General features: G+C 72.7%; 26 protein-coding genes. 11 read left to right on the top strand and 15 right to left on the bottom strand.

Annotated elements, in window-relative coordinates; all coding sequences use genetic code 11:
• The 3 genes from ACWC9R_RS03870 to ACWC9R_RS03860 are packed head-to-tail and all read right to left on the bottom strand — an operon-like array spanning window position 1 to window position 1,275.
• Window positions 1–222, bottom strand: a complete 222-nt coding sequence (locus ACWC9R_RS03870; protein ID WP_450728762.1) for a DUF397 domain-containing protein — start codon at window positions 220–222, stop codon at window positions 1–3.
• A gap of 22 nt (window positions 223–244) precedes the next feature.
• On the bottom strand, window positions 245–454 hold the full coding sequence (locus ACWC9R_RS03865; protein ID WP_450728760.1) for a DUF397 domain-containing protein: 210 nt from the start codon (window positions 452–454) through the stop codon (window positions 245–247).
• Window positions 451–1,275 (bottom strand): helix-turn-helix domain-containing protein, encoded by an 825-nt coding sequence (locus ACWC9R_RS03860; protein WP_450728758.1) that lies wholly within the window; start codon window positions 1,273–1,275, stop codon window positions 451–453. Before ACWC9R_RS03860 ends, ACWC9R_RS03865 begins: the two co-directional genes overlap by 4 nt.
• A gap of 127 nt (window positions 1,276–1,402) precedes the next feature.
• Between ACWC9R_RS03860 and ACWC9R_RS03855 the strand changes: the two genes are divergently transcribed.
• Window positions 1,403–1,630, top strand: a complete 228-nt coding sequence (locus tag ACWC9R_RS03855) for a hypothetical protein (RefSeq protein ID WP_450728756.1) — start codon at window positions 1,403–1,405, stop codon at window positions 1,628–1,630.
• Between the two features lie 126 nt (window positions 1,631–1,756).
• Here the strand turns inward: ACWC9R_RS03855 and ACWC9R_RS03850 are convergent, their stop codons facing one another.
• Entirely contained in the window at window positions 1,757–2,572 is an 816-nt protein-coding gene (locus tag ACWC9R_RS03850; protein ID WP_450728754.1) for a cobalt-precorrin-6A reductase, read from the bottom strand.
• Between the two features lie 17 nt (window positions 2,573–2,589).
• Between ACWC9R_RS03850 and ACWC9R_RS03845 the strand changes: the two genes are divergently transcribed.
• A complete protein-coding gene (locus ACWC9R_RS03845) occupies window positions 2,590–3,798 on the top strand; it encodes a cobalt-precorrin-5B (C(1))-methyltransferase (RefSeq protein WP_450728752.1) in 1,209 nt (402 codons plus the stop codon).
• Between the two features lie 37 nt (window positions 3,799–3,835).
• On the opposite strand, the gene ACWC9R_RS03840 is transcribed toward ACWC9R_RS03845, so the two are convergent.
• Entirely contained in the window at window positions 3,836–4,201 is a 366-nt protein-coding gene (locus tag ACWC9R_RS03840; RefSeq protein WP_450728750.1) for a hypothetical protein, read from the bottom strand.
• Window positions 4,202–4,849: 648 nt separating this feature from the next.
• Between ACWC9R_RS03840 and ACWC9R_RS03835 the strand changes: the two genes are divergently transcribed.
• Window positions 4,850–5,068, top strand: coding sequence for a hypothetical protein (locus ACWC9R_RS03835; RefSeq protein WP_450728748.1), 219 nt, complete (start codon window positions 4,850–4,852; stop codon window positions 5,066–5,068).
• A 136-nt stretch (window positions 5,069–5,204) separates the two neighbouring features.
• Here ACWC9R_RS03835 and cobM read toward each other — a convergent pair whose 3' ends face one another.
• The 3 genes from cobM to ACWC9R_RS03820 form a co-directional block, all read right to left on the bottom strand.
• Window positions 5,205–5,987, bottom strand: coding sequence for a precorrin-4 C(11)-methyltransferase (cobM, locus tag ACWC9R_RS03830; protein WP_362600680.1), 783 nt, complete (start codon window positions 5,985–5,987; stop codon window positions 5,205–5,207).
• Entirely contained in the window at window positions 5,984–7,297 is a 1,314-nt protein-coding gene (gene cbiE, locus ACWC9R_RS03825) for a precorrin-6y C5,15-methyltransferase (decarboxylating) subunit CbiE (protein WP_450728746.1), read from the bottom strand. Before cbiE ends, cobM begins: the two co-directional genes overlap by 4 nt.
• A gap of 109 nt (window positions 7,298–7,406) precedes the next feature.
• The gene (locus ACWC9R_RS03820; protein ID WP_450728744.1) at window positions 7,407–7,679 is read right to left on the bottom strand and encodes a hypothetical protein; all 273 of its coding nucleotides are present in this window, start codon (window positions 7,677–7,679) and stop codon (window positions 7,407–7,409) included.
• A gap of 226 nt (window positions 7,680–7,905) precedes the next feature.
• On the opposite strand from ACWC9R_RS03820, the gene ACWC9R_RS03815 reads away from it, so the two are divergent.
• From ACWC9R_RS03815 to ACWC9R_RS03805, 3 genes are all read left to right on the top strand, one after another.
• Window positions 7,906–8,931, top strand: coding sequence for a cation diffusion facilitator family transporter (locus ACWC9R_RS03815; protein WP_450728742.1), 1,026 nt, complete (start codon window positions 7,906–7,908; stop codon window positions 8,929–8,931).
• A 114-nt stretch (window positions 8,932–9,045) separates the two neighbouring features.
• The gene (locus tag ACWC9R_RS03810; protein WP_450728740.1) at window positions 9,046–9,654 is read left to right on the top strand and encodes a hypothetical protein; all 609 of its coding nucleotides are present in this window, start codon (window positions 9,046–9,048) and stop codon (window positions 9,652–9,654) included.
• Window positions 9,655–9,846: 192 nt separating this feature from the next.
• The gene (locus ACWC9R_RS03805) at window positions 9,847–10,845 is read left to right on the top strand and encodes a hypothetical protein (protein WP_450728738.1); all 999 of its coding nucleotides are present in this window, start codon (window positions 9,847–9,849) and stop codon (window positions 10,843–10,845) included.
• Window positions 10,846–10,852: 7 nt separating this feature from the next.
• Here ACWC9R_RS03805 and ACWC9R_RS03800 read toward each other — a convergent pair whose 3' ends face one another.
• Window positions 10,853–11,794, bottom strand: a complete 942-nt coding sequence (locus ACWC9R_RS03800; RefSeq protein ID WP_450728736.1) for an NADP-dependent oxidoreductase — start codon at window positions 11,792–11,794, stop codon at window positions 10,853–10,855.
• A 322-nt stretch (window positions 11,795–12,116) separates the two neighbouring features.
• On the opposite strand from ACWC9R_RS03800, the gene ACWC9R_RS03795 reads away from it, so the two are divergent.
• Together ACWC9R_RS03795 and ACWC9R_RS03790 are read left to right on the top strand one after the other, a co-directional pair.
• A complete protein-coding gene (locus ACWC9R_RS03795) occupies window positions 12,117–12,836 on the top strand; it encodes a response regulator transcription factor (RefSeq protein ID WP_450728734.1) in 720 nt (239 codons plus the stop codon).
• Window positions 12,837–12,910: 74 nt separating this feature from the next.
• On the top strand, window positions 12,911–14,068 hold the full coding sequence (locus tag ACWC9R_RS03790; RefSeq protein ID WP_450728732.1) for an ATP-binding cassette domain-containing protein: 1,158 nt from the start codon (window positions 12,911–12,913) through the stop codon (window positions 14,066–14,068).
• A gap of 101 nt (window positions 14,069–14,169) precedes the next feature.
• Here ACWC9R_RS03790 and ACWC9R_RS03785 read toward each other — a convergent pair whose 3' ends face one another.
• From ACWC9R_RS03785 to ACWC9R_RS03775, 3 genes are read right to left on the bottom strand one after another with little or no spacing between them, the layout of a single operon-like run.
• Window positions 14,170–15,117 carry an ABC transporter substrate-binding protein gene (locus ACWC9R_RS03785; RefSeq protein ID WP_450728730.1) on the bottom strand — a complete coding sequence of 316 codons (948 nt, stop codon included), beginning with the start codon at window positions 15,115–15,117 and terminating at the stop codon, window positions 14,170–14,172.
• Complete coding sequence (locus tag ACWC9R_RS03780) at window positions 15,114–15,788, bottom strand: ABC transporter permease (protein WP_450728728.1); 675 nt, start codon at window positions 15,786–15,788, stop codon at window positions 15,114–15,116. Before ACWC9R_RS03780 ends, ACWC9R_RS03785 begins: the two co-directional genes overlap by 4 nt.
• Entirely contained in the window at window positions 15,785–16,534 is a 750-nt protein-coding gene (locus ACWC9R_RS03775; RefSeq protein ID WP_450728726.1) for an ABC transporter permease, read from the bottom strand. Before ACWC9R_RS03775 ends, ACWC9R_RS03780 begins: the two co-directional genes overlap by 4 nt.
• Window positions 16,535–16,857: 323 nt before the next feature.
• Here ACWC9R_RS03775 and ACWC9R_RS03770 point away from each other — a divergent pair, with 323 nt between their 5' ends.
• Window positions 16,858–17,685, top strand: a complete 828-nt coding sequence (locus ACWC9R_RS03770; RefSeq protein WP_450728724.1) for a polysaccharide deacetylase family protein — start codon at window positions 16,858–16,860, stop codon at window positions 17,683–17,685.
• A gap of 64 nt (window positions 17,686–17,749) precedes the next feature.
• Here the strand turns inward: ACWC9R_RS03770 and ACWC9R_RS03765 are convergent, their stop codons facing one another.
• The 3 genes from ACWC9R_RS03765 to ACWC9R_RS03755 all read right to left on the bottom strand — a co-directional run bounded on the left by ACWC9R_RS03765 (window position 17,750) and on the right by ACWC9R_RS03755 (window position 22,130).
• Window positions 17,750–18,319: a VanZ family protein gene (locus ACWC9R_RS03765; RefSeq protein ID WP_450728722.1), complete on the bottom strand. Its 570-nt coding sequence runs from the start codon at window positions 18,317–18,319 to the stop codon at window positions 17,750–17,752.
• A gap of 168 nt (window positions 18,320–18,487) precedes the next feature.
• A complete protein-coding gene (locus tag ACWC9R_RS03760) occupies window positions 18,488–19,789 on the bottom strand; it encodes an alpha/beta hydrolase (protein WP_450728720.1) in 1,302 nt (433 codons plus the stop codon).
• Window positions 19,790–20,063: 274 nt separating this feature from the next.
• A complete protein-coding gene (locus tag ACWC9R_RS03755; RefSeq protein WP_450728718.1) occupies window positions 20,064–22,130 on the bottom strand; it encodes a PhoX family protein in 2,067 nt (688 codons plus the stop codon).
• 541 nt (window positions 22,131–22,671) lie between these two features.
• On the opposite strand from ACWC9R_RS03755, the gene ACWC9R_RS03750 reads away from it, so the two are divergent.
• Together ACWC9R_RS03750 and ACWC9R_RS03745 are read left to right on the top strand one after the other, a co-directional pair.
• Window positions 22,672–24,330: a VWA domain-containing protein gene (locus tag ACWC9R_RS03750; RefSeq protein WP_450728716.1), complete on the top strand. Its 1,659-nt coding sequence runs from the start codon at window positions 22,672–22,674 to the stop codon at window positions 24,328–24,330.
• A gap of 344 nt (window positions 24,331–24,674) precedes the next feature.
• Window positions 24,675–26,150 carry an MFS transporter gene (locus ACWC9R_RS03745; RefSeq protein ID WP_450728714.1) on the top strand — a complete coding sequence of 492 codons (1,476 nt, stop codon included), beginning with the start codon at window positions 24,675–24,677 and terminating at the stop codon, window positions 26,148–26,150.
• Window positions 26,151–26,167: the final 17 nt, after the last annotated feature.

Here is a 26,167-nt window from a genome sequence, read left to right as displayed (position 1 = left end):
CTAGGGGGCGGCTCGGCCGAGCCGCCCCTCCTTCACGGCAGCTACATAGGCCGACCAGGCGGCAGCCGGGAACAGCAGCACACCGCCGGTCGGATTCTTGCTGTCACGCACCGGGACGGCACCGGGGAAGCCATCGGAGACCTCGACGCAGTTGTCGGCTCCGCCATCGCTGTAGCTGCTCTTACGCCACGCAATGGCAGTCAGATCAAGGACCGTCTTCATGGCTTGCTGCCCTCCGTTGCTGTCAGCTCAGTTGGTCCGCTTTCACGGTCGATATGAAGTCCGACCAGGCGGCAGCCGGGAACAGCAGCACACCGCCGGTCGGATTCTTGCTGTCACGCACCGGGACGGCACCGGGGAAGCCGTCGTTGACCTCGACGCAGTTGGCGTCTCCGCCGTTGCTGTAGCTGCTCTTACGCCACGCGCTGGCGGCCAGGTTCGGGATCGTCTTCACGGTTTGCTGTCCTCCAGTAGCTGCTTGATAAACGCGACGGAGTCCGGCGGAGTGAGCGCCATATCCCGCAAGTGATCGTAGGACAGGCGTAGTTGACCAACTTCGGTCGCATCTTCAATCAAGTCGCCGGACTTGTTGCCTTCGAGGTAGGCAACAGCCGTGCCGTCCGCCATCCACAGTAGCGACAGCGAACCTCCTATCAGGTCGTGCAATCCGGCAGCGAAGGGCAGGACCTGGACCGTGATGTTCCGCAGCTCAGAAGCACTGATCAGGTGAGAAAGCTGATCGCCCCAGACACCGGCGTCAGCCGGAGGGCGCATCAAGGCGGACTCATCAAGGATCACTCGGACACTGGGCGGCGGCGCAGTGCGCAGCAAGTCTTGCCTGCCGATGCGGAGCGCCACGGACTCCTCCAGCGCATCAGGGCACATCGGTGACGGCGCTGAGGAGAGCACGAGCCGGGCGTAGTCCTCAGTTTGCAGCAGGCCCGGAATCCCCAGCATGTACTTGTGCATGATCGTGGCCTTCGCCTCGTACTTCATGAACAGCTTGTAGCGGTCCGCGAAGCCGTCCAGCCGCGCCAGCCCCCACAGCCGTACCAGCAGGCCGCCCGTGCCATAGATCCGGTCCAGGACCTCCATGACCGGGAGCTTGGAGAAGCGTTCGCCGGTTTCCAGGCGGTGGAGGTAGGTGCGGTCGTAGTTGGCCTCTTCGGCCAGTTGGGCCAGGGATCTGCCGGAGGCCTCGCGGAGGCGGCCGAGTTCGCAGGCGAGGACCCAGCGGGCCGAACCCTCGTCCTCCTCGGAATTCTTTTCGAGCATTTTCCCTACCCCCTGTTGCCCGTGCGGACGACAACGCCGTCTCCCTTTCGAGAGCGGAGCGGAGTGACAACTCTAGGACGGGGAAAGGGCATTGACAGCCCAGTCAGGACTCGAACGGAGCAGAGAAATGGGATTGGCGGAGCGCTCTCCGGCGGCCGGGAGGATCAGGGAAGCCGAGCAGGCTCGGGACGAGCTGCGGGCGGCGCTGAAGGGGGCGGGCATCACCCTGCCGTCGCTGGCTCTGGACGGGGTGTCGCTGGCGGGGGACTTCCCGCGTCCCTTGGTGGACCTCGGGCGATGTACGCCACAGCTGGCCCGGCAGCTCGCGCGAGCGGTGGGGGCGGGTGCCCCGTGAGCGAGGAGACGACCGGCTCGCCCGCCGCCCGCGACACCGTCCCGGACACCGGAAGCGAGGAGGAACAAGAGGAATCCGCAAAGCGGCGGGAAGAATTAGTGGAAAGGGTCCGGGAAGCCAATCGGCTCAGTGTGAACCGGCCTCGCTGAATACCTCGCGGAGCCAGTTCACCGCCGCGTCCGGATCAGCCGCCACCGGCACTCCGCCGGGCACCGGCGGGCGCCGTACGACCACCACCGGCACCCCCGCCTCCCGCGCCGCCGTCAGCTTGGCGGCGGTCGCGGCGGCGCCGCTGTCCTTCGTCACGAGGACGTCGATGCGGTGGGTCCGGAGCAGCGCGCGCTCGCCCTCCACGGTGAAGGGGCCCCGGTCGAGGAGCACCTCCATACGGGGCGGGTACGGAGGCTCGGGGGCGTCGACGGAGCGGACCAGGAACCAGGGGTCGGTGAGGTGGGCGAAGTGCGAGAGGCCCATGCGTCCCGTGGTGAGGAAGATGCGGCTGCCCAGGGCGGGGAGGGCCGCGGCGGCCTCGTCCAGGGAGGTGACCTGGTGCCAGGTGTCGCCGGGGCCCGGCACCCAGCCGGGCCGGCGGACGACGAGCAGGGGAACATGGGCGGTGGCGGCGGCCAGCGCCGCATGGTGACTGATCGTGCCGGCGAAAGGATGGGTGGCGTCGATGAGCGCGTCCACCGCGTGCTCGCGCAGCCAGCGGGCGAGGCCCTCGGGGCCGCCGAACCCGCCGATGCGCACCTCCCCTACGGGCAGCCGCGGCGCGGCGACCCGGCCGGCGAGCGAGCTGGTCACCCGCAGCGCGGGCCCCGGCGCCCCGGCGGACTCCGCTGCCCCGGCGGACTCCGGCACCAGGGCGGCGGCCAGGCGACGGGCCTCCGTCGTACCGCCGAGGATCAGTACATGGCGTGGTGGGCGGGCTGCGTCGGGCATGGGATGTGGGTTCCTCCGTGGCTGAAGCGCAACCGCAGGGTACGGGGCCGCAGGGTACGGGCAAGGCCGCGGGCGGGCGCAGCGCGCAGCTCGCGCACACCGGGCTGCGGCTCGGCTGGACCACCGGTGCCTGTGCGACGGCGGCGAGCACGGCCGCGTACACGGCGCTGCTGAGCGGCGCGTTCCCCGATCCGGTGACGATCACGCTGCCGAAGGGGCAGACGCCCTCCTTCGCCCTCGCGGTGGAGGAGCTGGCGCCGGGGCGGACGGCCGCCATGGCGGGTGTCGTCAAGGACGCGGGCGACGACCCGGACGTCACCCACGGGGCGCTCGTCCGGGCCACCGTGCGGGCGCTGCCCGCCGGGTCGGGCGTCGTCTTCAGGGCCGGGCCGGGCGTCGGGACGGTGACGCGGCCCGGTCTGCCGCTGGAGGTGGGGGAACCGGCGATCAACCCCGTGCCGCGGCAGCTGATGCGGGAGCATCTGGCGCAGGTCGCGGCGCGGTACGGCGGCGGTGCGGGCGCGGCGGCCGATGTCGAGGTGGAGATCTCGGTCGATCACGGCGAGGAGATCGCCCGGAGCACATGGAATCCGCGGCTGGGCATTCTGGGCGGGCTGTCGATCCTGGGGACCACCGGGATCGTGGTGCCGTACTCCTGCTCGGCCTGGATCGACTCCATCCGGCGGGGCGTGGACGTGGCGCGGGCGGCGGGCCGGCGGCACGTGGCCGGGTGTACGGGCTCGACGTCCGAGAAGGTGGCCGTCGCCCTGCACCATCTGCCCGAGGACGCGCTGCTGGACATGGGCGACTTCGCGGGGGCGGTGCTGAAGTACATCCGGCGTCATCCCGTGGAGCGGCTCACCGTCTGCGGCGGTTTCGCCAAGCTGTCCAAGCTGGCGGCGGGGCATCTGGATCTGCACTCGGCGCGGTCCCAGGTGGACAAGGGGTTCCTGGCGGAGCTGGCCCGGCGGGGCGGGGCGGACGAGGCGCTGGCGGGCGCGGTCGCGGAGGCCAACACGGGCCTGGCGGCACTCCAGTTGTGCGCCGCGGCGGGAGTCCCGCTGGGGGATCTGGTGGCGGCGACGGCGCGGGACGAGGCGCTGGCCGTGCTGCGCGGCGCACCGGTCGCGGTCGACGTCATCTGTATCGACCGGGCGGGGATGGTGGTGGGGCGGGCGGAGCCGCGGGGGCCGGCGGACGCCCGGCAGGGAAGCCCTCAGCGGTGACGGGCTTCGCTGCCGGGCGTCGGTCGCGGGAGCGCCGTCAGTCGCGGGAACCGCGGCCCAACCGGTCGCCCAGGCAGTCCTCCGAGTTGCCCGTGAGCGAGCCCAGCGCCGTGCCGAGGGCGCAGGTGGTCAGCCGCAGCGGGTTGTCCCGGAAGCTCCCGGGGCGCTCGTAGCGGCCCTCACGGCGGTCGTAGCGCCCTTCGCGGCGGTCGTGCAGCCGGCCCGGCCGGTCGTTCATCCGCCGCGGGCTGTCGTGCATCCACGGCGAGCTGTCGTGCATCTGCCCGGGGGTGTCCGTCGCCTGTGCGACATGGTCCTTGCCGTCGGCCGCGGCGACGGTGCCGCCGAAGAGCGTCAGCAGGGCTGCGGCGCCGACGACGCCGGCGGCCAGTCTGGTACGCATCGTGGCGTACTCCTTTGCTTCGGCCCCCCTTGGGTGTCGCAGCTTCCTTACCGGCCCCCGGTGACGGGATAACGGGTATTCACCCTGATGCGGTCGGAGAGCCATCCGGACGGGCCCCGGGGAGCGGAACCGGAGTGGCCAAGCCGTCCGCCCGGTTCCGCTCCCCCAGGGCAATCCCCCGGAATACGGACCCGCCACCCGCAAGCCCTTTCCCGCTTCACAGCACATCGTTTCCGGACCAGGCGGCAGTGATACCCCCGATGGAGAGGAAAGCCGGGAAGGCAGACATGTCGCCCCATCGCACTCACCAAGGATTCGATGGACGGTTCCCACAGATATACCCGCCGGGGCCTCATGCAGGACTTTCCAGGGATAGTTTCCCGATAGCCGCCGCACGGTCTCTTCACCCTCAAGAAGCAAGCAAACTTGCAGGTCAGGGCGATTGTGGCGCCATATTTCAGTCTGGTGAAAAAACGCCCGGGAAGTTGCCGTGCAGCGCTGTCGCGTGATTGCATTCTGTGTGCCGACGGACCGTCATCAATGCGTCACATTTCCGGCGCGGAATGGCCCCGTCACGACCGGATTCGGGTTGTCCGCAATTCGGTCACATGAGTTCGAAAACCCATAGCTCTGAAGGAAGGGCACGCCATGCGCCACGGCTTCACCTCTGAGATCAACACCTGCGAGATCGCCGACAGCGAGCTGGACGGCATCGCCGGTGGGCTCGCCAGCGCCGGTGTCGAGGTCGCCGGGCACGGTGCCGCCGTGAGCGTCGGCAACGTCGTCGGCACCGCCGAGTCCGTCGCGTCGAGCCTGCCCGTCGGCCAGCTCGCCGGTGCGGCGTCGGTGGAGACCACCGGCTTCTGAGCGGCACCGTTGGACGGCCCTGACAGGGCGGTTGGACATACGTGAACCCCGGAACTTCCTGTTCCGGGGTTCATGTGTGTCCGGCCGCGGGTCTGTGCCAAGGCCCCCTGCGCCCGCGCCCTCTGGACGTACGCCCCTACGCCGTCTCCGCGTCCGACGGCGCCGCGCACGGCAGATGCGGCCGCTCCCGGTCCGCCGAGTAGAGATGGCTGTCGCGGAACTGCTCGGCGCCCAGGGTGCGGCCGACGATGATGACGGCCGTACGGACCACGCCCGCCGCCTTCACCTGACCGGCGATGTCGGCGAGGGTGCCGCGCAGCACGAGTTCGTCGGGGCGGGAGGCCATGGCGACGACCGCGGCGGGGCAGTCGGCGCCGTAGTGGGGCAGGAGTTCGGCGACGACCCGGTCGACGTACATCGCGGCCAGGTGGAGCACCAGCAGCGCCCCGCTGCGCCCCAGGGTGGCGAGGTCCTCGCCCTCGGGCATGGGGGTGGCCCGCTGGGCGACCCGGGTGAGGATGACGGTCTGGCCGACGGTGGGGACGGTCAGCTCCCGCTTGAGCGCGGCCGCCGCCGCGGCGAACGCGGGGACACCCGGCACCACGTCGTACGGCACCCCGGCCGCGTCCAGCCGGCGCATCTGCTCGGCGACCGCGCTGAAGACGGACGGGTCGCCGGAGTGCAGCCGGGCCACGTCGTGGCCCTCCTCGTGGGCGCGGACCATTTCGGCGGTGATCGTGTCGAGGTCCAGCTGCGCGGTGTCGATGAGCCGGGCGCCGGGCGGGCACTCCGCGAGCAGCTCGCGCGGCACCAGGCTGCCGGCGTAGAGGCAGACCCCGCAGGACGCGAGCGTACGGGCGCCGCGCACGGTGATCAGGTCGGCGGCGCCGGGACCCGCGCCGATGAAGTGGACGGTCATGGTTGCTCGGTCTCCTGGGGGAGGACGGTCGGGGACGGGGAGGCGGGCAGCGGCTTCACGGCCGCCCACTGGGTGACCGGCATCGCCTGCCGCCAGCCGGTGAAGCCGCCGACCGGCACGGCACGGGCGACCGCGAGCCGGACCAGTTCGCCGCCGTGCCGCCGGTACCAGTCGGCGAGCAGCGCCTCGGACTCCAGCGTCACGGTGTTCGCCACGATCCGGCCGCCCACGGGCAGCGCCGCCCAGCACGCGGCCAGCAGGCCGGGGGCGGTCAGCCCGCCGCCGACGAAGACCGCGTCCGGCGTCGGCAGTCCGTTCAGCGCGGCGGGCGCGGCGCCGGTGACGACGCGCAGCGCCGGGACGCCGAGCCTGTGCGCGTTCCGGCCGATCCGCTCGGCCCGTACGGGGTCACGCTCGACGCTGACGGCGCGGCAGCTGCGGTGCGCCCGCAGCCACTCGACGGCGATGGAACCGGAGCCGCCGCCGATGTCCCAGAGCAGCTCGCCGGGGGCGGGCGCCAGGGCGGCGAGGGTGGCGGCGCGGACATGGCGCTTGGTGAGCTGGCCGTCGTGCTCGTAGGCGTCGTCGGGGAGGCCGGGGACGGTGGAGAGCGGCGGGGTGCCGGGCGCGCGGCGGCAGTCGAGGGCCAGCACGTTGAGGGGGTCGCCGGGCGGCAGGTCCCAGTCCTCGGCGGTGCCCTCGGCCGTCCGCTCCCGGGGGCCGCCGAGCTGCTCCAGTACGCGCATCCGGGTCGGCCCGAAACCGTGCTCGCGCAGCAGGGCCGCGACCTCGGCGGGGGTGCGGGCGCCGGCGGAGAGCACCAGCACCCGGCGGCCGTCGTACAGCGCGCGGACCAGGTTCGCTGCGGGCCGTCCGACGAGCGTGACGACCTCGGTGTCCTCCAGCGGCCAGCCCAGGCGGGCACAGGCGTGGGAGACGGAGGAGGGGTGCGGGAGGATGCGTAGCCCGACGGCCGGCGCCCCGCCCGCCGCCTGCTCCGCGAGCACCTCGGTCAGCGTCCGCCCGATGCCGTGGAACATCGGGTCACCGCTGGCCAGCACGCACACCCGCCGCCCGGCATACGCGGCGAGCAGCCCCGGGACGGCCGGCCGCAGCGGCGACGGCCACGGCACCCGCTCCCCGGCGCACTCGCCGGGCAGCAGCGCGAGCTGCCGGGCACCCCCGATCAGCACCTCGGCGGCCCCCAGCGCCTCCCGGGAGACAGCGGGCAGCCCGTCCCAGCCGTCTGCCCCGATACCGACAACGGTCAGGCTTTCAGGAGCGGCCGGGGCGGCTGGTGCGGGGCTCACTGCCGGATACCTCAGAGGTCAGAAGGGACGGGGACCGGTCCGGGGGACGGGGGGCGAACTTTACTGACCGGTCGCCGCGCACCGTCCCGCGGGGAGGCCCGCCCCCGCCTCACACCAGCAGCGCCGTCAGGAACTGCCCCGCGAACAGGAACGCCGTGCAGAAGCCCACGACGGCCGGGAGCCACTGCCAGAGGCCGCGGGGGGAGTCGAAGCAGGCCAGGTGGCCTAGGACGGAGACGGTGCCGAGCAGGGCGCCGAGCCAGAAGGGGAGGCCGTCGTGGTGGGTGGACAGGACGGCGACGGCGGCCAGCAGGCCGAGCGGCGCCAGGAGCTGTCCCTTGCCGGGTGCGGGCCGCCGGGTGTCCCCCGTAGCGTTGCTCATGGCGCCGGATGCTACCCGGCAGGAGGAGCGTGGACGGCTCACCGCGCCCGCCGCGAGCGGATGGCCGAACTCCGTTTTCCCGGTTCCGCTCCCGCCTCCTCCGCACCGCTCTGACCAGGCACGATCGCCCGTTCGACGGTAATGACAACGGTCACCGGTGCAGCCTTTGGATCTTTCGCCGAAGTGCGGTTTGCTTCGCAGCGAGGAGCCAGGAAGGAGCGCGCCGATGACCGAGCACGCCCACAGCCACGGGCAGGGCCACAGCCACAGCCATGCGCACGGAGTCTCACCGGACGCGGACCGGCGCTGGCTGCGGGCCGCGCTGATCCTGCTCACCGCGTACATGGCGGTCGAGGTGGTCATCGGTGTGGTGGCACAGTCCCTGGCGCTGATCTCGGACGCCGCCCACATGCTCACCGACGCGGTCTCGATCGTGCTGGCGCTGATCGCGATGCGGCTGGCCGCGCGGCCGGCCCGCGGCGGGTTCACCTACGGGCTCAAGCGCGCCGAGATCCTCTCCGCGCAGGCCAACGGCATCACCCTGCTGCTGCTGTCGGCCTGGCTGGCGTACGAGGCCGTCGAGCGGCTGATCTCGCCGCCGAAGGTGACCGGCGGGCTGGTGCTGGTGACCGCGCTGTCCGGGATCGTGGTCAATCTGATCTGCACCTGGCTGCTGTCACGGGCCAACCGCTCCAGCCTGAACGTCGAGGGCGCCTACCAGCACATCCTCACCGACCTGTTCGGCTTCGTCGCCACCGCCGTCGCCGGTCTGGTCGTGGTGACGACCGGCTTCGAGCGGGCGGACGCGATCGCCACGCTCGTGGTCGTCGGGCTGATGCTGCGGGCCGGTACGGGGCTGGTGCGGGATTCCGGCCGGATCTTCATGGAGGCCGCGCCGGCCGGGATCGACCCGGACGCGCTGGGCGACCATCTGGCGGCCACGGACGAGGTCGTCGAGGTGCACGATCTGCATATCTGGGTGATCACCTCCGGGCAGCCGGCGCTGTCCGCGCACATCCTGGTGGCGCCCGGCGGCGACTGCCACAAGGTCCGCCGCACTCTCCAGGAGCTGCTGAGCGGGGAGTACGGCATCACCCACGCCACCCTCCAGGTCGATCATGTCGGCGAACAGGGCGCGCCGGACGAGCTGCTGACGCTGAGCCCGCGGCCCGGACCCGGCCCGGAACCGCGGGGCAGCCACTGCGAGGACGCGCACGGGCCGGTGCACCGGCCGGGGCCGCACCGGCACTGAGCGGGCGGGGGCGGCGGGAGCGGTACGCCGCCGGGGTCCCCTCACTCGGGTGAACCCGGCCCGGGAGACGGCCGCCTGCCGCCGTGGCGGCGGCCGCGATGCTCGGATGACGGCATGAGAACCGCCGTTGTCTGCGCGCTGCTGTGCGCCGCCACGCTCCCCGGCCCGTCCGCCGCCGCGTACGCCCCGAAGGCACCGCCCGCCGTCTCGGTCTCGGTGGCGGTGACCGGCGGCGTCGACGACACCGAGACCGGCAAACGGCTCGACTACCGCATCACCGTGCACAACCTGGGCGCCACCGAGGTCCGCGGCGCCCGGATCGAACAGCGGATGCCGGCCACCACGACCTCGGCGACCGCACGCGGCGGCACCGTCGAAGGGCACGGCGTCGGCGAGCAGAAGGTGACCTGGCGCTCCGACCTGCCCGCGCACGACGTCCAGGTCTTCACCGCCACCGCCGTGCTCGGCGGCCGCACCGACGCCACCTCCTCGGCCGGTCCCGCCCCCGGCACCCTGCGCGCCGCCGCCACGGTCTGTGTCTACACCGGCGACTCCTACGCGCCCACGGCCTGTTCGGGCGATCTGGACGACCTGCCGGAGACCGCCGCGGAGAGCGGGGACGGCGGCTGGGTGGGGTGGGCGGTGGCCGCCGGGGCCACCGCGCTGCTGGGGCCGGGGGTGGTGCGGGCGGTGCGGCGACGGCGCACCGTGCGGGCGGGCTGAGACCGGGTCCGGGCGGGCGGCCCGGGCCCGCGGCCGCGCGTCCGGTCACCCGTTGGCACCGGCCCCGCTCGCGGGCGGCGGAGGTTGCCACTTGCCTGGGAGGTGGCCGTAGCGCGCGTCCTGCGGATCTCCTCCGGCCCGGCCGGTCCCTGCGACGCGCCCCCGTCGCCCGCGCAGGAAGGACCGGACGCGATGTCAGCGAGCGCACCCGTACGCCCGGGCGGGCGGGTGACGGAGGGGGAGCGGTCGCCGCACGGACCGCGACGGCCCGGACGGGGGCTGGCCGTCGGGGTGTTGCTGCTGGTGGGCGCGTTGCTGCTGCCGCTGGGCCTGGCCGCGCTCTGGGCGCGGTCCGAACTGACCGAGACCGACAGCTATGTGGCCGCGGTGGCGCCGCTGGCGGGGAACGCCGCCGTGCAGCAGGCGGTCGTCGACGACGTGACGGACGGCGTGATGGCGCATGTCCGGCTCGACGGGCTGCTGAAGGCCGTACCGCGCGCCGAGCGTCCCGCCGTCCGCCGGCACTTCACCCGGGGCATCCGCCAGTTCGTGGCCAAGCAGGTGCGGCAGGTCGTCACCGGCCGTGGGTTCGGCGCGGTGTGGAACGGGGTGCACCGGACCGCCCACCGGCGGCTGGACGGCCGGCTGGCCGCGTCCGGCCGGTCCGCGGTCACGCTGGACCTCAGCCCGGTCGTGGAACGGGTCCGGCGCCAGCTGTCCCACAACGGCATGGGGCTCGACCTCCTCCGGCGGGTGCCGCGGGCCGGGGTGGAGGTCGTGCTGCTGAAGGCCCCCGACGTACCGCGCATCCGTGCCGTCTACAGGGTCGTCCGCACCGGGGCGCTGCTGTTGCCGCCGGCCGCGGCGCTCTGTCTGACCGGCGGGCTGCTGCTGGCGCGGCGCCGGCGGCGGGCGCTGATCGGGGCGGGGCTGGGCTGTGCGGCGGCCGCCGGTCTGCTGGCCGCGGCGCTCGCCCTGGCCCGCAGCCGCACTCTGGACGCGCTGCCCGCCATGGTGTCCCGGCCCGCGGCCGGCGCCTACGCCGACGCGCTCACCGGGCCGCTGCGCACCGGAGTCTGGCTGGTCATCGGCGCGGGCACACTGACCGCGGTGCTGGCCGCCGCGGGGCCGCCGGCGCTCCGGTCCCTGCGGGCCCGGCGGCTCGCCGCCCGCACCGGCGCCGGTCCCTGACCGCCGCTCAGATCGCCACGACGGTCTTGCCCTGGGCCCGGCCGGTGCGGCTGGCCGCCAGCGCCTCCGGTGCCTCTTCCAGGGAGACCTCCCGGCCCACGAGGACCGTCAGACGGCCCGCGTCGACATGGCCGGCGAGGATCTCCAGCAGCTGCGGGGAGGGGCGGTTGACGAAGTTGAAGCCGCGGAGGTTGTGCTCGGTCAGCTCGTCCGCGTCGGCCGAGCCGATCAGCGAGACGGCGGTGCCCCCGTCGCGCACGGTCCGGGTCAGCGCGGCGAACTCGGCGGGACCGCTGGTCATGTCGATCAGGACGTCGACACCGTCCGGGTGCTGCGCGAGGACCTGGTCGGCGACCGGTCCCATGGTGTGGTCGACGGTCTCCGCGGCGCCCAGCGTGCGCATCAGCTCCGCCTTGGCCGGGCGGGCGGTGGCGATCACCTCGGCGCCGCGGCCGGCCGCGAGCTGGGTGACGAAGGTGCCGACACCGCCGGTCGCGCCGACGATCAGCACCGTCCTGCCCTCGGCGATCCGGGTCTCCTCGACCAGGTTGTAGGCGGTCATCCCGGCCGTCGGCAGTGCCGCGGAGCTGGCGTAGGTGACGCTGCGGGCGGCGTGCGCGAGGCGCTCCTCGTCGGCGACGGCGAGTTCGCAGTACGAACCGCCGCCCTGGTCCGGCCGCTGGAACTGGCCGAACACCGCGTCGCCGATGGTGAACCGGCGCACCCCGCTTCCGATGGCGAGCACCTCCCCCGCCCCGTCCGACCCCAGGACGAGCGGGAAGGCGGCCGGCACCGCATCGCCGAACATCCCGTCGGCGAGCTTCCAGTCGACGGGGTTGAGTCCGGCGGCGGACAGCCGCACCAGGACCTCACCGGGCCCTGGTTCGGGCTGCGGCAGGTCCATGAGCTGTGGCTGTTCACCGAATGCGCTGACTGCTACGGCTCTCATCGTGGCGCTCCCTTCCACCCTTCCGACCGGTGGCCGAAGGGGATCGTAAGCACGCCGGACGGGCCGGAGGCGGCAGGAGGAGAGGCGGTGCGGCGGAAGCAACTCGTACGGCCCCGCACGCCGCGGCTGTCCGGCCCCGTTCGACGTGGCGGGGCCGTACGGGCCGCGGCGGCCGGCCCGTCGGTGCGGGTCACCGGCGGGGTGCGCCCGGTGGCCGGAGCCGGGTGCCGCTGGGCTCCAGCCTGGTGAATTCCCCGGTCCCGGGGTCGCGGCGCACGGAGTTCCGCTCACCGGAAGGTCCGCCTCGGGTACATATGACGCCATGCGCGTTCTGGTGGTGGAGGACGAGGAGTGCCTCGCGGACACGATCGCCGCGGAGCTGCGCCGTGCAGCGGTCGTGGTGGACATCGCCCACGACGGCCGTGCGGCGCTGGCCGGACTGCGGCACTGCGGGTACGACGTGCTGGTCCTGGACGGCGAACTGCCCGCGCCGCACAGCGACGCCATCCGCCGCTACGTGGTGGAGGAGCGGCTGCCGACCCGGGTGCTGCTGCTCACCGGGGCCGGGCCGGACGACGGAGCGGCGGGCCCGGAGCCGGCCGCCGACGACCGGCTGGCCAAGCCCGTCGGCCATGAGGAACTGGTCGCCCGGGTCCTGGCGCTGGGCCGGCCGGCGCGCCACGGGCAGCCGCAGGTCATCGAGCGGGCCGGGGTCACCGTCGACACCGCGCGCGGGCTGGCCGCCCGGGACGGCCGGCCGCTGGCGCTGTCGCGTACCGAGTTCGGGGTGCTCGAAGTGCTGCTGCGCGCGCAGGGCGCGGTGGTCAGCGGCGACGAGCTGATCGAGGAGGTGTGGGAGGAGCACACCAGCTTCGGCGCCAACGCCGTCCGTGTCACCCTCGGCGCCCTGCGCGCCAAGCTCGGCGACCCGCCGGTGATCGAGGCCGTGCCGGACGCCGGATACCGGATGACCGACGGGCCGGGGGCGGACGGTCCGGGGACGGGCGGACCGGCGGCGGAGGCCCGGCGGGAGCCGGTCTGAGGGCACCTCGGCCCCGCCCCACCCGATTGCCCGTATGACGGGTCCGGTCGCGGACTGCGGGATTCAATGGCGCAATGATCCGGTTCGACTCCGTCACCAAGCGCTATCCCGACGGGACCACCGCTGTCGACGGTCTCTCCTTCGAGGTCGGCGAGGGGGAGCTGGTGACGCTGGTCGGGCCGTCCGGCTGCGGCAAGACGACGACCATGATGATGGTCAACCGGCTCATCGACCCCACGCACGGGCGGATCTACGTCGACGGTGCGGACATCGCCGGCGTCAACCCGGTCACCCTGCGCCGCGGGATCGGCTATGTCATCCAGCAGACCGGCCTCTTCCCGCACCGCACCGTCCTCGACAACACCGCGACCGTGCCCTTTCTGACCGGATGGAAGAGGGCCAGGGCCCGTGCGCGGGCGGCCGAACTCCTGGACCTGGTCGGTCTGGACCCGGCCGTCTACGGCTCGCGCTACCCCGAACAGCTCTCCGGCGGCCAGCGTCAGCGGGTCGGGGTGGCCCGTGCGCTCGCCGCCGATCCGCCCGTGCTGCTGATGGACGAGCCGTTCGGCGCGGTCGACCCGGTCGTCCGTGAGCGGCTCCAGAAGGAGTTCCTGCGGCTGCAGGCCGAGCTGCACAAGACGGTGCTGCTGGTCACCCATGACATCGAGGAGGCCATCCGGCTCGGCGACCGGATCGCGGTCTACGGAGCGGGCCGGATCGAGCAGTACGACACCCCCGCCGGCGTCCTCGGCGCCCCCGCCACGCCCTACGTCGCCGAATTCGTGGGCACCGACCGTGCGTTGAAGCAGCTCTCGGTTACCGGCATCGACCGTGGCGACCTCGAACGGCCTCCGTTCGTCCGGCTCGGCGAATCCGCCGCGGACGCCATGGCCCGGCTGCGGACCGAGGGCGCCCGCTGGGCGGTGGTCCTCGACGAGGAGGGCGAACTGCACGGCTGGGTGGGCACGGAGGAGCTGGCGGACGGGGCGGGCACGGTCGCCGGCCATGCCCGCCGGATGGAGGCATGGGTGCCGGTGACCGGCACGCTCAAGGCGGCCTTCAGCGAGATGCTCAAGCACGACGCCGGCTGGATCGCGGTCCTGGACGGCCATCGGTTCCTGGGCGTCCTCACCCCGACGAAGCTCCATGAGGCGCTGCGCCGCACCATCGGCTCGGACGAGCGGGGCGTACCGCGGGAGCGGGCGGAGGTGGACTCGGTCCCCACGGAGTGAGGACGAGGACGCTCCGGGCGGCAGGGGGTGTTTCACGTGAAACGCGCACAGCGCGCCAGGGCGGGCGTTTCACGTGAAACACCGCGCCCTGTCCTCCCACATCAGTCCTTGGGCAACAGCCCTTTGGATTTCAGGTAGTTGCGCGCCACATCCGCCGGCAGCCGCCGCCAGCTGTCCACCTGCTCATTGAGGTACGCCAGGTCGGCGGTGGTCAGCACCTTGTTGAGGCGGTTGAGCGCGGCGGCCGGCCCGTCGCCGCCCGCGCGGGCTCGGTTGACGACGGGGACGACATAGTCGGCGTTCTGCAGCTTCTTGTCGTCGGTGAGCAGCACCAGGCCGAACTCGTCGAGGGTGGCATCGGTGCTGGTGGTCAGCACCATCTGGTCCTGCCCGTTCTGTACGGCCTGCTTGGCGGGCGTGGTACCGACGCCCTTCGGGTCGATGGCGGTGAGGTTGATCCCGTAGCGCTTCCTCAGCCCCGGTGCGCAGAACGGCCGCTGGACACACTCGTCGCCCGCGGCGAGACGCACCGGAAGCTTGGCGCGGCCGAGATCGCTGAGGGTCTTGAGGTGGTGTTTGCGGGCGTAGGCGGCGCTCACCGCGAAGGCGTTCTGGTCGACGGCCCGGCCGGCCGGGAGCACGGTCAGTCCGCGCGGCCCGGCGATCCGGCGCAGCGCGGCCATGGTGGCACCGATGTCGGGCGAGGCCACCGGAGGCGCCTTGGAGCCCTTGTTCTTGGCGTTGAGCCAGTCCGCGAAGGTGGCGGCGTACTCGGGTACGACGTCGATCTGTCCCACTTCGAGGGCGGGTTCGTACAGCTCCCGGTTGCCGACGGTCACGACCCGGGTCCGGTATCCGGCGTGGTCGAGCAGCGCCGCGTACATCTGGGCGAGCAGCTCGCTCTCGGTGAAGCCGGCCGAGCCGATGACCAGTTCGCGGCCGCCGGGGGAGGCGGTGATCGCGGAGCGGGTCTCCAGCGAGGGGCCACCGGCGCAGGCCGCGAGCCCGAGGACGGCGGCGCCCGCCGCGGCCGCCACGGCGGCCCTCATCGGGTCCGTCCGCGCGCCCATTCCGGTGCCCACCGCTGCGCCAGCTCGAAGGCGGCCTCCATGAGCAGCGCGAACACCGCGACCAGTACCGCTCCGGCGACCACCTGCGGGGTGCTGGCCAGGTTGAACCCGGCGGTGATGATCCGGCCGAGTCCGCCGCCGCCCACCAGCGCGGCGAGGGTGGCGGTGGCCACCAGCTGGACCGCGGCGATCCGGATGCCGGTCAGGATGAGCGGGGAGGCGAGCGGCACCTCGACCCGCCACACCAGCTGGGTGCCGGTCATCCCCATGCCCCGTGCGGCCCGCACCACGTTCTGGTCCACCTCACGCATCCCGACATACGCGTTGGTCAGCAGCGGCGGGACGGCGAACAGCACGAGCGCGATGATCGTCGGCCACTGCCCGTGCCGTCCAATCGGCGTGAGCAGCAGCAGGACGAGCACCGCGAAGGTCGGCACCGCACGCCCGATGTTGGCGAGGTTGACGGCCAGCGCGCCACCGCGGCCGAGGTGGCCGAGGGTCAGGGCGACCGGCAGCGCGATCAGGGCGCTGATGACCAGACAGGAGAAGGTCAGCACGAGGTGCTGTTCGAGGCGGTGCCAGACGCCGTTCTCACCGGACCAGTTGGCGGCCGTGGTCAGCCAGCGCCAGACCGCGGAGAGGGTGTTCATGTCCGGCGCCCGAACGCCGCGACCAGCCGTTTCGGTCCGGCGGTGGCCCGGGTCCGCACCCGCGCCCGCCGGCCCGCCCGCCGCCAGGGGGTCAGCAGCCGCTCCACCCCGAGCAGCAGCAGGTCGAAGACCACCGCGATGAGCACACAGAGCACGGACGCGGTGAGCACCTGCGCCTTGAAGAACGTGTTCATCCCGGAGTAGATGAGGTTGCCCAGCCCGCCGTATCCGACGATGGCGCCGACGGTGGTGAGCGCGACCGCCGAGACCGTGGCGATCCGCAGCCCCGCCATCGCCGCCGGGAGGGCCAGCGGCAGCTCGACGGTCAGCAGCTGGCGCGTCGGCCCGTACCCCATGCCCCGGGCGGCTTCCCTGGCCTCCGCCGGGACCCCGTCCAGCCCGGCGAGGAGGTTCCGTACGAGCAGGGTGAGGGAGTACAGCGCGAGGCCGACCACCACGAGGGTGGCGGACAGCCCGTAGACCGGCAGCAGCAGCGAGAACATCGCCAGCGACGGGATCGTGTAGAGGACCGTGGTGAGGCCGAGCACCGGTCCGGCCGTCCAGCGTCTGCGGCGGGCCAGCAGCGCCAGCGGGACCGCGATCACCAGCCCGAGCCCCACCGAGAGCACCGTCAGCTCGACGTGCTGGGCGAGCGCGTCGAGCAGGATCTGCCGACGGGTGCTCAGGTAGTCGCCGCAGATCCAGTCGTTGTGCGCCAGGCAGTCGTCCGGCGGCGGTGCGGTCACGGTACGAGTCCATCGCGGCGCGGGCGGGGTGTCGCGGCGGACGCGTCCGATCGGGGTGGCCGCGGACGGCCCCCGCCCGCCGGGCTCCCGCCCCTCCCGGCACCTCTCGGCCCACCCATCCCCTCCCGTACACACGCCACGTACACACCCCACGTATACACACAGTGTGTACTACCTATGTATAGTCCCTCACGAGTCCATCGACCGCTGTCACCGCAGGTCGGCGCGGCGCGGCCACGGCGCGTACGCGTCGGCTTCGTCATGCCTAAAAGCGCAGGTCACGGGCTCGCCAGCGCCCCACACGCGTCCGAAGAGAGGCCCGTATGCCGAAGCCGATATCCGCGGCCCGCACGACAGCCCTGGCCGGGCTGCTGACGGCCACGTCCCTGGTCCTGGCCCTCAGCGGCTGCGCCACCTACGACGTCACCGCCCCGGCCGACGCCCGCGCCGAGGCGTCGGCCGCCGACGTCCGGGCGAAGGACACGGCACTCGCCGCGGCCCAGGACGGCAAGGCCCCCCGGGGCACGGACGGTGACGGCGTCGACTGCCGCAAGGCCAAGTGCGTCGCGCTCACCTTCGACGCCGGCCCCAGTGAGAACACCGGCCGCCTGCTGGACATCCTGAAGAAGGAGAAGGTGCACGCGTCCTTCTTCCTGCTCGGGGAGAACCACGTCGAGAAGCGGCCCGCCGAGGTGAAGCGGATCGACGCCGAGGGCCATGAACTGGCCAACCACACCTGGTCGCACCAGATCCTGACCGACATCCCGGCCGCGGCGGCCCAGCGCGAGATGTCCCGGCTCCAGGAGGCGGTCCGCAAGATCACCGGCAGGACGCCCCGGCTGATGCGCCCGCCCCAGGGCCGGACCGACGAACAGGTCTCCGACATCAGCAAGCGCCTCGGCCTGGCACAGGTCCTGTGGAGCGTCACCGCGAAGGACTACCAGACCAACGACTCGGCCCTGATCACCAAGCGGGTGCTCGACCAGACCGAACGCGACGGCATCATCCTGCTGCACGACATCTACCGGGGCACCGTGCCGGCCGTCCCCGGCATCCTCAAGGAGCTGAAGAAGCGCGGCTACACGATCGTCACGGTCTCCCAGCTGCTCTCCCCGGCGAAGCCGCAGCCGGGGATGGTCTACCGGCCGTAGCGCGCGGGGCGCGGGCGTCCGGCACGCCGGCAGACGGCGCGGGCGGCGCCGGAACCGTCCGCCGTCACGCCGACCCGGCCCCGGAGGGCTTGACCGGCGCCGCCGTCCCCTTGCCGCTGAGCCGGTGCCACCAGTGCCGGCGCCGCGGATGCACCGCCCGGCCCAGCCGCCGCCCCAGCAGCAGATAGCCGATCAGCGCGCCGGAGCAGTTGAGGATCACATCGTCGATGTCGAAGGCCCGGCCGGTGACCAGCGCCCCCTGCACCAGCTCCACCAGCAGCATCACCAGCGCGGTCGCCACCCCCACCCGCAGCAGCCCCCGGGCCCGCGGCGCCAGCACCGGCAGCAGCACCCCGAACGGCACGCCCAGCACGACATTGCCGCCGAGCTGCTTGACGGTGTCGGCCAGATGCGGCTGCGCGAGGTAGCTGCGGATCGAGTCGCCGGGGCGGAGGTTGGGGTGGGTCAGCGGCACCGAGGCCGCCGACGGGGTCAGGGTGACCCGCGCCAGCGCCGCCGCGAACGCCACCATCGCGGCGAACGCCAGCACCAGCAGCAGGATGCGGACGGCCAGCGGGGCCCGCGCGGCCACCGGTGACCAGGCCGCCTCGTCGCCCTCTCGCGTACGCGCCATGAGAACTCCCCGGTGTGCGTGACGGGCCGTGCGCCCGAGGAAGTTCCGGTTACCCGAGGCCCTCCGAATCATGCGGAACGCGCCGTACCGCCCCGGCCGCCACCGGTGGCACCGCATACGACAGGGGCGCCGGAAAGCTCCGGCACCCCTGCTCGGCTCCCGCGCGGCTCACCCCTGGGGGCGCTCCGCCTCCACCCGTCGGCGGCCCTTGTCGTCGTCGGAAGCGGACGGTCCCGGGGACGGCGAGGTCCGCTGCCCCGGGGCGCCGTTCTTCCCGGCTCCCGGCTTGCGCTGCGGAACGGCCTCGGTGTCCTGGGGGAACGTCAGCTGCTGGCTCTGCCACTGGAGGGCCGGCACGACCTCCCGCCGCCAGGTCGTGAACTGGTGGCTGCCCTGCGGCAGGATGATCGAGTCGACGGTCATCGGCGACTTGGCCGCACGGAGGAACTTCATGGTGTCGCCGTAATCCGCCTCGCCCTTACGGCTGCTGGCCACCAGCGCGGAGACCTGCGGCGCGGGGAGGTTCTTCAGCCGCCACAGCAGGTCGTGCTCGCGCTCACGCTTGGCGCCCTCCGGGCCGGGGCCGAAGAGGCTGCCGGTGGTCAGGTCGTCCTTGATCGCGTAGTCACCGGAGAGCGAGACCGCCGAGGTGTAGACCTTCGGGTTGCGCATCGCCAGCTGGAGGGAGCAGGTACCGCCGGACGAGTAGCCGAACGCGCCCCAGGCGCTGGAGTCGCGGCCCACCCGGTAGGCCGACTTCATGGCGTCCGGCAGGTCCTTGGTGAAGAACGTCTCGGCCTGCGGCCCGCCCGGCACGTCCACACACTCGGTGTCGCGCGGCGGGGCGATCGTCGGCCGGACCATCACGATCACGGTCGGCTGCATCTTGCCCTGCGCGATCAGCCGGCCCGCGTTCTGCGGCACCTGGAGATGCTGCGCGAGGTTCATGATCCCGCCCGGGTAGCCGCTGATCACGACCATGACGGGGAACCGCTGCCGGCGGAACTGCTGCTGGAAGTACTGCGGCGGCAGATAGACGAAGCCCGGATTGATGGCCCGGCTGCGGCGGCCGACGATCTTCACGGACTCGACCTTGCCCACCCGGTCAGCGGGCCCCTTGGGCAGTCCGGTCACCCGGTCGAGCCCCTGCGGACCGGCCGGCTGGACCAGTCCGCCCTTGAGGTTGCCGACCGAGGCGTACTGTCCGCCGCCCTGGTTCACGGCCGCCGGGGCCTCTTCGGTGTTCCCCAGCAGTTCGTCCCAGTTGCCGTAGAACTCGAAGTTGGCGTTCACGGCGAGAGCGAGCGCGCACACGATCGACACCTGGGTGACCACGATCGCACCCAGCCTGCCCAGGACGGCTCCCACGCCGCGCCGCGCCAGCCGGGGCCAGAGCCAGACCGTGGCGGCCACACAGAGCACCGCCAGCACGATCACCGTGTATTCGAGCGACTGACTGGTCAGCCCCATGCGCCCACATCTCCCGTCACCCTTGGAAGGGTTCTTGCCTTCTTAACCGGCCGCCTTAGGCACAACGGACGGCTCCGGACAATGGTCACCGGAGAAGACGGGCACACCTGCGCATCGGATACCTGAACGACCCAGTTCTTACCCTGCTCTTGCCACATCGTTTCCGCGGCGTGATGTCGGGAGCCGGGGGAGAGCCACCGGGCGGGCCGGGACACGGGGCCGTGGCCCGGTGGGACGGGGAGCCGGCCCCGCCCCACCGGGCCACGGCCTTCTCTCACACCCCGATGTCCCGCCCGTCCTCACGCCACACGTTCACCACGGACGGCCGGACCAACTCCCCCGCCCCGTCCGGCCATTGCGACGCGGGCCGCTCCACGCTCGCCCCGTCCACCTCACCCGGATGCTGCACGGCGACCAGCACCCGCCGCTCCTGTACGACCGGCCCGCAGGTCTCGGCCCCCGTGGGCACCGTCAGGAACTGCCGGACCTCACCCCGCCGTTCCCCCGCGGTCGCCACCCCGAACAGCCCGTCATGGCTGCCCAGCGCATTCCCGTCGGTCGAGATCCAGAGATTTCCGTGCACATCAAAGGTGAGATTGTCCGGGCAGGAAATCGGGCTGACCTGCTCCTTGGGAAATCCGCCGAAATACGTGGCCGGGTCCTCCGGGTCACCACATACCAGGGAAAGCCGCCAGTCGAAACGGTCCGCCGCCGGATCGTCCCTCCGCTCGCGCAATTCCAGAATCTGCCCGTGCTTGTTCTCCTTGCGCGGATTGACCTCGTCCACCGGAGCCTTGCCCGTCTTCCCCCGGTCGCTGTTGTTGGTCAGCGCGACATAGACCCGTCCGGTGCGCGGGCTGGGCTCGACGTCCTCCGGCCGGTCCATCTTGGTGGCGCCCACCTTGTCGGCGGCGATCCGCGTGAAGACGTACACCTCCTCCGCCGTCATTCCCGGCACATACGAAGTCGTGCCACTGGCCAGCGGAATCCACTCCCCCGAACCGTCGAACTCGCCGTCCTCGGGCAGCGTGCCCGAGCCGTCGATCTCCCCCGCCGCGCTGTCCCCGGTGAACTTGGCGGCATAGAGCGTCCCCTCGTCCAGCAGCGTCCGGTTGTGCTCCCGCGCGGCCCGTGAATTCCCCCGCTTCATCCGCCGGGCGGAGACGAACTTGTAGAAGTAGTCGAACTTCTCGTCATCGCCCATGTAGAGAACGGGACGGCCGTCCGCCGTCAGCCGCGGCTCGGCCGCCTCGTGCTTGAACCGCCCCAGCGCCGTCAGTTTCCGCGGCGTCGACTCGGGGTCGAAGGGGTCGATTTCCACGACCCAGCCGAACCGGTGCGGCTCATGCGGCTCCCGCACCACGTCGAAACGCCTGTCGAACCGCTCCCACTTGCGCTGGCTCGCCCCGCCGGTGATGCCGTACCGCTTGAGCCGGGCCGCCGCCGTCGGGTCGGTGACGCCGCCCCCGTTGGCGAAGTACTGGTTGAAGTTCTCCTCGCCGGACAGCACCGTCCCCCACGGTGTGATGCCCCCGCCGCAGTTGTTGAGCGTCCCCAGAATCCGCGTCCCCTCGGGGTCGGCGGAGGTCTTCAGCAGATCGCTGCCCGCCGCGGGGCCGGTGACCTCGAACGGCGTGGTGCCGGTGATCCGCCGGTTGAGCCGGTGCCGGGACACCGCCGTCAGCCGCCCGCTGTGCCGCTCCTCCTGGACGACCAGCACGGACAGCCCGTGCGCCGCCCAGCCGATCTCGGCCTGCTCCCGGGTCGGCGCCTCCGCGTCGTACCCGGCGAACATCAGCTGCTCGTCGGTGTACTCGTGATTGATCACCATCAGCTGCCGGTGCCGCTCGTCCGGCATGTCCAGTACGGCCATGTAGTCGTTGTTGTAACCGAACTGCCCGGCCTGTGCCTTCGCCGACTGCCGGTCCGGGTCGAAGGCCGGCGCACCCCGCAGGATCGGGTCGCCCCAGCGGATGACGAGGTTCTGGGCGTGCCCCTCGGGGACGACCACCGCGTCGGCGGTGTTCGGCGCCACGGTGGCGAACCGCAGCCCGCGCGCCGGTTTGTGGCCCTTCCCGCCCCGGCCGGACACCGGTGCCGCGACGGCCGCCGGCGCCCCCGCACCGCCCGCCGCGCCGCCGGCCGCCGCCGCCACCGTCACGACCGCGGCGGCCCGCACCACCGAACGCCGGGACAGCGCACCGGCGATGACGTCGCCGACGTAGGCGTTGTCGCTGGTGTTCGGCGTCTCGTGGAAGCAGGCGTCACCACAGCGGTAGCGGCACGTCAGGGCCGAACGCCCACCGGGATGCGAGCCGATCAACGGCAGGAACTTGCGCACATTTCCCCCTCTTTGGCGGTGTCAACGATGTCGAACGGTTTTGAGCGCAGTCGAACGGGTTCGAGCGCGGACGTTCGGTTCGCGGTCATGGTTCGCGGTGACGCTAAGGGGGCCGGTCCGCCGCACGACGACACCACCATGAACGGACGGTGAATCCGGGGGTACGGCAGGCCCGCCCGGCACCGTACGGGGGGCCAATCGGGGCTCGGGAAAGGGTCAGAACGGCGGGTACGACGGGGGCTCAGATCGCGGGAAGGATTCAGTCCGGTATCGAAAACCCCGCGCGAAACCGAACGCCGCGGGAGGGGGCACACCGGCGAACACCCTCGTACGCAGGAGCGATGCCTCCCCGGCCGGACTCCGGCGCCCCGGCCGAAACCTTCTCCCCCGTCACAGCCCCCGGATGGCCCACCACACAAGGCGCGGGGTCCCACGATGAGGGCGGTCCCGGCGGCTACCCTTACGTATCCGTCCTGGTCAGGGACATGTCCGTGCGTCACGGACATACGCCGCACCCAGCACACGCAAGAGAGGTTCGCCGATGGGCATTCGGAGTCTGCTGCGCAACGCTTTCGGTCGCTCCAAGGCGGCCCGTGAAGAAACCGGCGCGGCCCCGAGCGGCGCCGACAAGCCGGAGTCCGCGACCATCCCGGAGGCCCGCGAGGAGTCCACCCCGGCACCCGCCACTCCGGAAGCCGAGGTTCCGGCGGCCCGGACCGCCCCCACCGAGGCCCCCGCCACGGACCCGGCGCCGAAGTCCGCGACCCTGCCCGCGCAGACCGGCCGCGCGGAGCGGGCGGAACAGGCGGACCGGACGGCGGAGACCTCCCCGGCGCGGGAGGAAGCCCCGGCGAAGGAGGAGCCCGCCGCGAAGGCGGAGTCCGTCACGCACGAGGAGCCCGCTGCCCCGGCTGCCCCGACCGGGGCCGTTGAGGCGGCTGAAGTGGCTGAGGCCGTGGAGACCGTCGAAGCGGTCGAGAAGCCTTCGGCGGAGCCGGTCGTGGAGACGGCTGCGGCCGAGGCGACGGACGCGGTCGAGGACGGCGCCGACAAGGCCGTCGCGGCCGAGGCGAGCACCGAGGGCGAGCCCGCCGAGGACGCCTCGCCGGCCGCCGGCCCGGCCACCGGCGACACCGTCGCCGACCTGGTGAGCCAGGCCTTCGACAACCCGAGCCCGGCGCCGACGGCCGCGGCCGAGCCGGCCGAAGCCGGGGCGAAGGCCGCCGGCGAGCCCGAGGCGAAGGCGGCCGAGCCGGTCGCCGAGCCCGCGCCCGAGGCGGCGGGGCCCGACGAGAAGACCGCGGACCAGCCCGAGGCCGAGGCCGAGCCCAAGGCCGAGGCCGAGAGCCCGGCCAAGGACGAGCCGCAGCCCGCGGCCGACCAGCCCAAGGACGAGCCGCAGGCCGCAGCGCCCAAGACGGCCGAGCCGCAGGCCGACGAGCCGAAGGCCGACCTGCCCGAGGCCGAGCCCACCGCTGCGGCCGCCGCCGAGGCCTCGCTCGCCTCTGCCGCCCCCGCGCTCCTCAGCCTCTACAAGTCCGCGGGCAGCACCCTGGACAAGCAGGGACTCGGCAGCCAGCGCGCCGCCGTCTACCTGGTCCTGGACCGTTCCGGCTCGATGCGTCACTACTACAAGGACGGCACCGTCCAGAACCTCGCCGAGCAGGCCCTCGGCCTCTCCGCGCACCTCGACGACGACGCCACCGTCCCGGTCATCTTCTTCTCCACGGACATCGACGGCACCGCCGACATCGACCTCACCAACTACGAGGGCCGCATCGAGGAGCTGCACGCCGGTCTGGGCCACATGGGCCGGACCAACTACCACTGGGCCATCAACGCGGTCGTCGACCACTACAAGAAGTCCGGCGCCACCGCCCCGGCCTTCGTCATCTTCCAGACCGACGGCGCCCCCACCTCCAAGCCGGCCGCCGAGAAGGCGCTCTGCGAGGCGGCCGGACTGCCCCTCTTCTGGCAGTTCATCGGCTTCGGCGACCCGGACGCCAAGGGCTTCGACTTCCTGCGCAAGCTCGACGACCTGGCCGTCCCGGAGAAGCGCGCCGTCGACAACGCGGGCTTCTTCCACGCGGGCCGCGACCCGCGCGGCCTCTCCCACGACGAGCTCTACCAGCAGCTGATGGTCGAGTTCCCGGAGTGGCTGAAGGAGGCCCGCGCGGCCGGCGTCCTCAAGGACAGCTGACCGGCCCCGGTTCCACCACACCCGACACCTCACCGGCCGCGGCCGGGCTCCCCAGGGGCCCGGCCGCGGCCGCTGTCGTGTGCGCGCCCGTGAGCACGCCGGCGACCCGCACCACAAGAGGCGGGGCCCCGCGCCGCTACCTACGCTGAATGGGTGAAGCGCTCCGTTTGATCCGGTTGCTCTGGGTTTGGGCGGCGGGGTGACCGGGGTGGCCGTACAGCCGAGCGAGGCGGGCCGTGATGAGTGACGCGAGCCAAGAGGGAGGTCCCGCTACCCCTCCCAGAACCGGTCCCCCCAGCTGGGCCGCACCGGCGAAGCCCGATCCGCGGCGCTGGTGGGGCCTGGTGGTGATCGCGCTCGCGCAGCTGATGGTGGTGCTGGACGCCACCATCGTGAACATCGCCCTGCCGTCGGCGCAGCGGGACCTGGGGATGTCGGACGCCAACCGGCAGTGGGTGATCACCGCGTACACGCTGGCGTTCGGCGGGCTCCTGCTGCTCGGCGGGCGGATCGCCGACCTGGTGGGGCGGAAGCGGACGTTCATGATCGGGCTGGTCGGCTTCGCGGTCGCCTCGGGGCTGGGCGGCGCGGCCACCGGGTCCGGGCTGCTGTTCGGGGCGCGGGCACTGCAGGGCGCCTTCGGGGCGCTGCTGGCGCCATCCGCCCTCTCGCTGCTCACCACGACGTTCACCATCGGGAAGGAGCGAAGCAAGGCCTTCGGGATCTACGGGGCCATCGCGGGCGGCGGCGCGGCCATCGGACTGATCGCCGGCGGGCTGCTGACCGAGTACCTGGACTGGCGCTGGTGCCTGTATGTGAACGTGCCGATCGCGGCGATCGCCTTCCTGGGGGCGGCGGTGTTTCTGCACGACAGGCCGGACCGGGGCCAGGTGCGGCTGGACATTCCGGGTGCGGTGCTGGGATGCGGCGGCCTGGTCGCGATCGTGTACGGGTGCAGTGAGGCGGAGCCGCGGGGGTGGGTCGACGGGCTGGTCATCGGGCTGCTCGTGGGCGGGGTGGCGCTGCTGGGCGTCTTCGCGTGGTGGCAGTCGCGGGCGCCGCATCCCCTTTTGCCGTTGCACATCGTGCGGGACCGGAACCGTGGCGGCGCCTTCCTGACCATGGGTCTGGCGGTCATCGCGATGTTCGGGATGTTCCTGTTCATGACCTACTACCTGCAGACCGTGCTCGGCTATTCGCCGGTGCGGACCGGGATGGCCTTCCTGCCGATGGTCGCGGCGATCGTGGTCGGCTCGACCCAGATCTCGGCACGGCTGCTGCACCGCGTCCCGCCGCGGTTCCTGATGGTGCCGGGCGCGCTGCTGGCCGCCGCGGGACTGTTCACCCTGCGGTACCTGACGGCCGAGCCCGCGTATGTGTCGCACGTGCTGCCGGCCATGCTGCTGGTCGGGCTCGGCATGGGCCTGATCTTCATGCCGGTGATGGCGACGGCCACGTCCGGGGTGGCCGCGCACGACTCCGGGGTCACCTCCGCGACGGTCAACACCGCGCAGCAGGTGGGCGGTTCGATCGGTACGGCACTGCTGAACACCCTCGCCACGTCGGCGAGCGCGGTGTTCATCACGGAGCACCTGGCGGACGCGGCGCGCAGGGGCGGCGGGCTCGGGCTGACCCCGGCGGTGCGGGACCAGATCGTGAAGCAGGGGGTGGTGCACGGGTTCAACGTCGCCATCGGGGTCGCGTCGGCGATCATGCTGCTCGCCGCGCTCGTGGCCGGAGTCCTGGTCAACGGCCGGGCGCCGCAGCACGGCCGGAGCCCCGCGGCGGACGGCGCCGAGTCCGCGGACGCGCCGGTGTGAGGAACGGGCGGCGGGCA

The sequence above is a fragment of the Streptomyces sp. NPDC001219 genome (assembly GCF_053597915.1).
The sequence above is the reverse complement of the archived record's forward strand: the minus strand, read 5'-3'. Positions and strand labels throughout refer to the sequence as shown.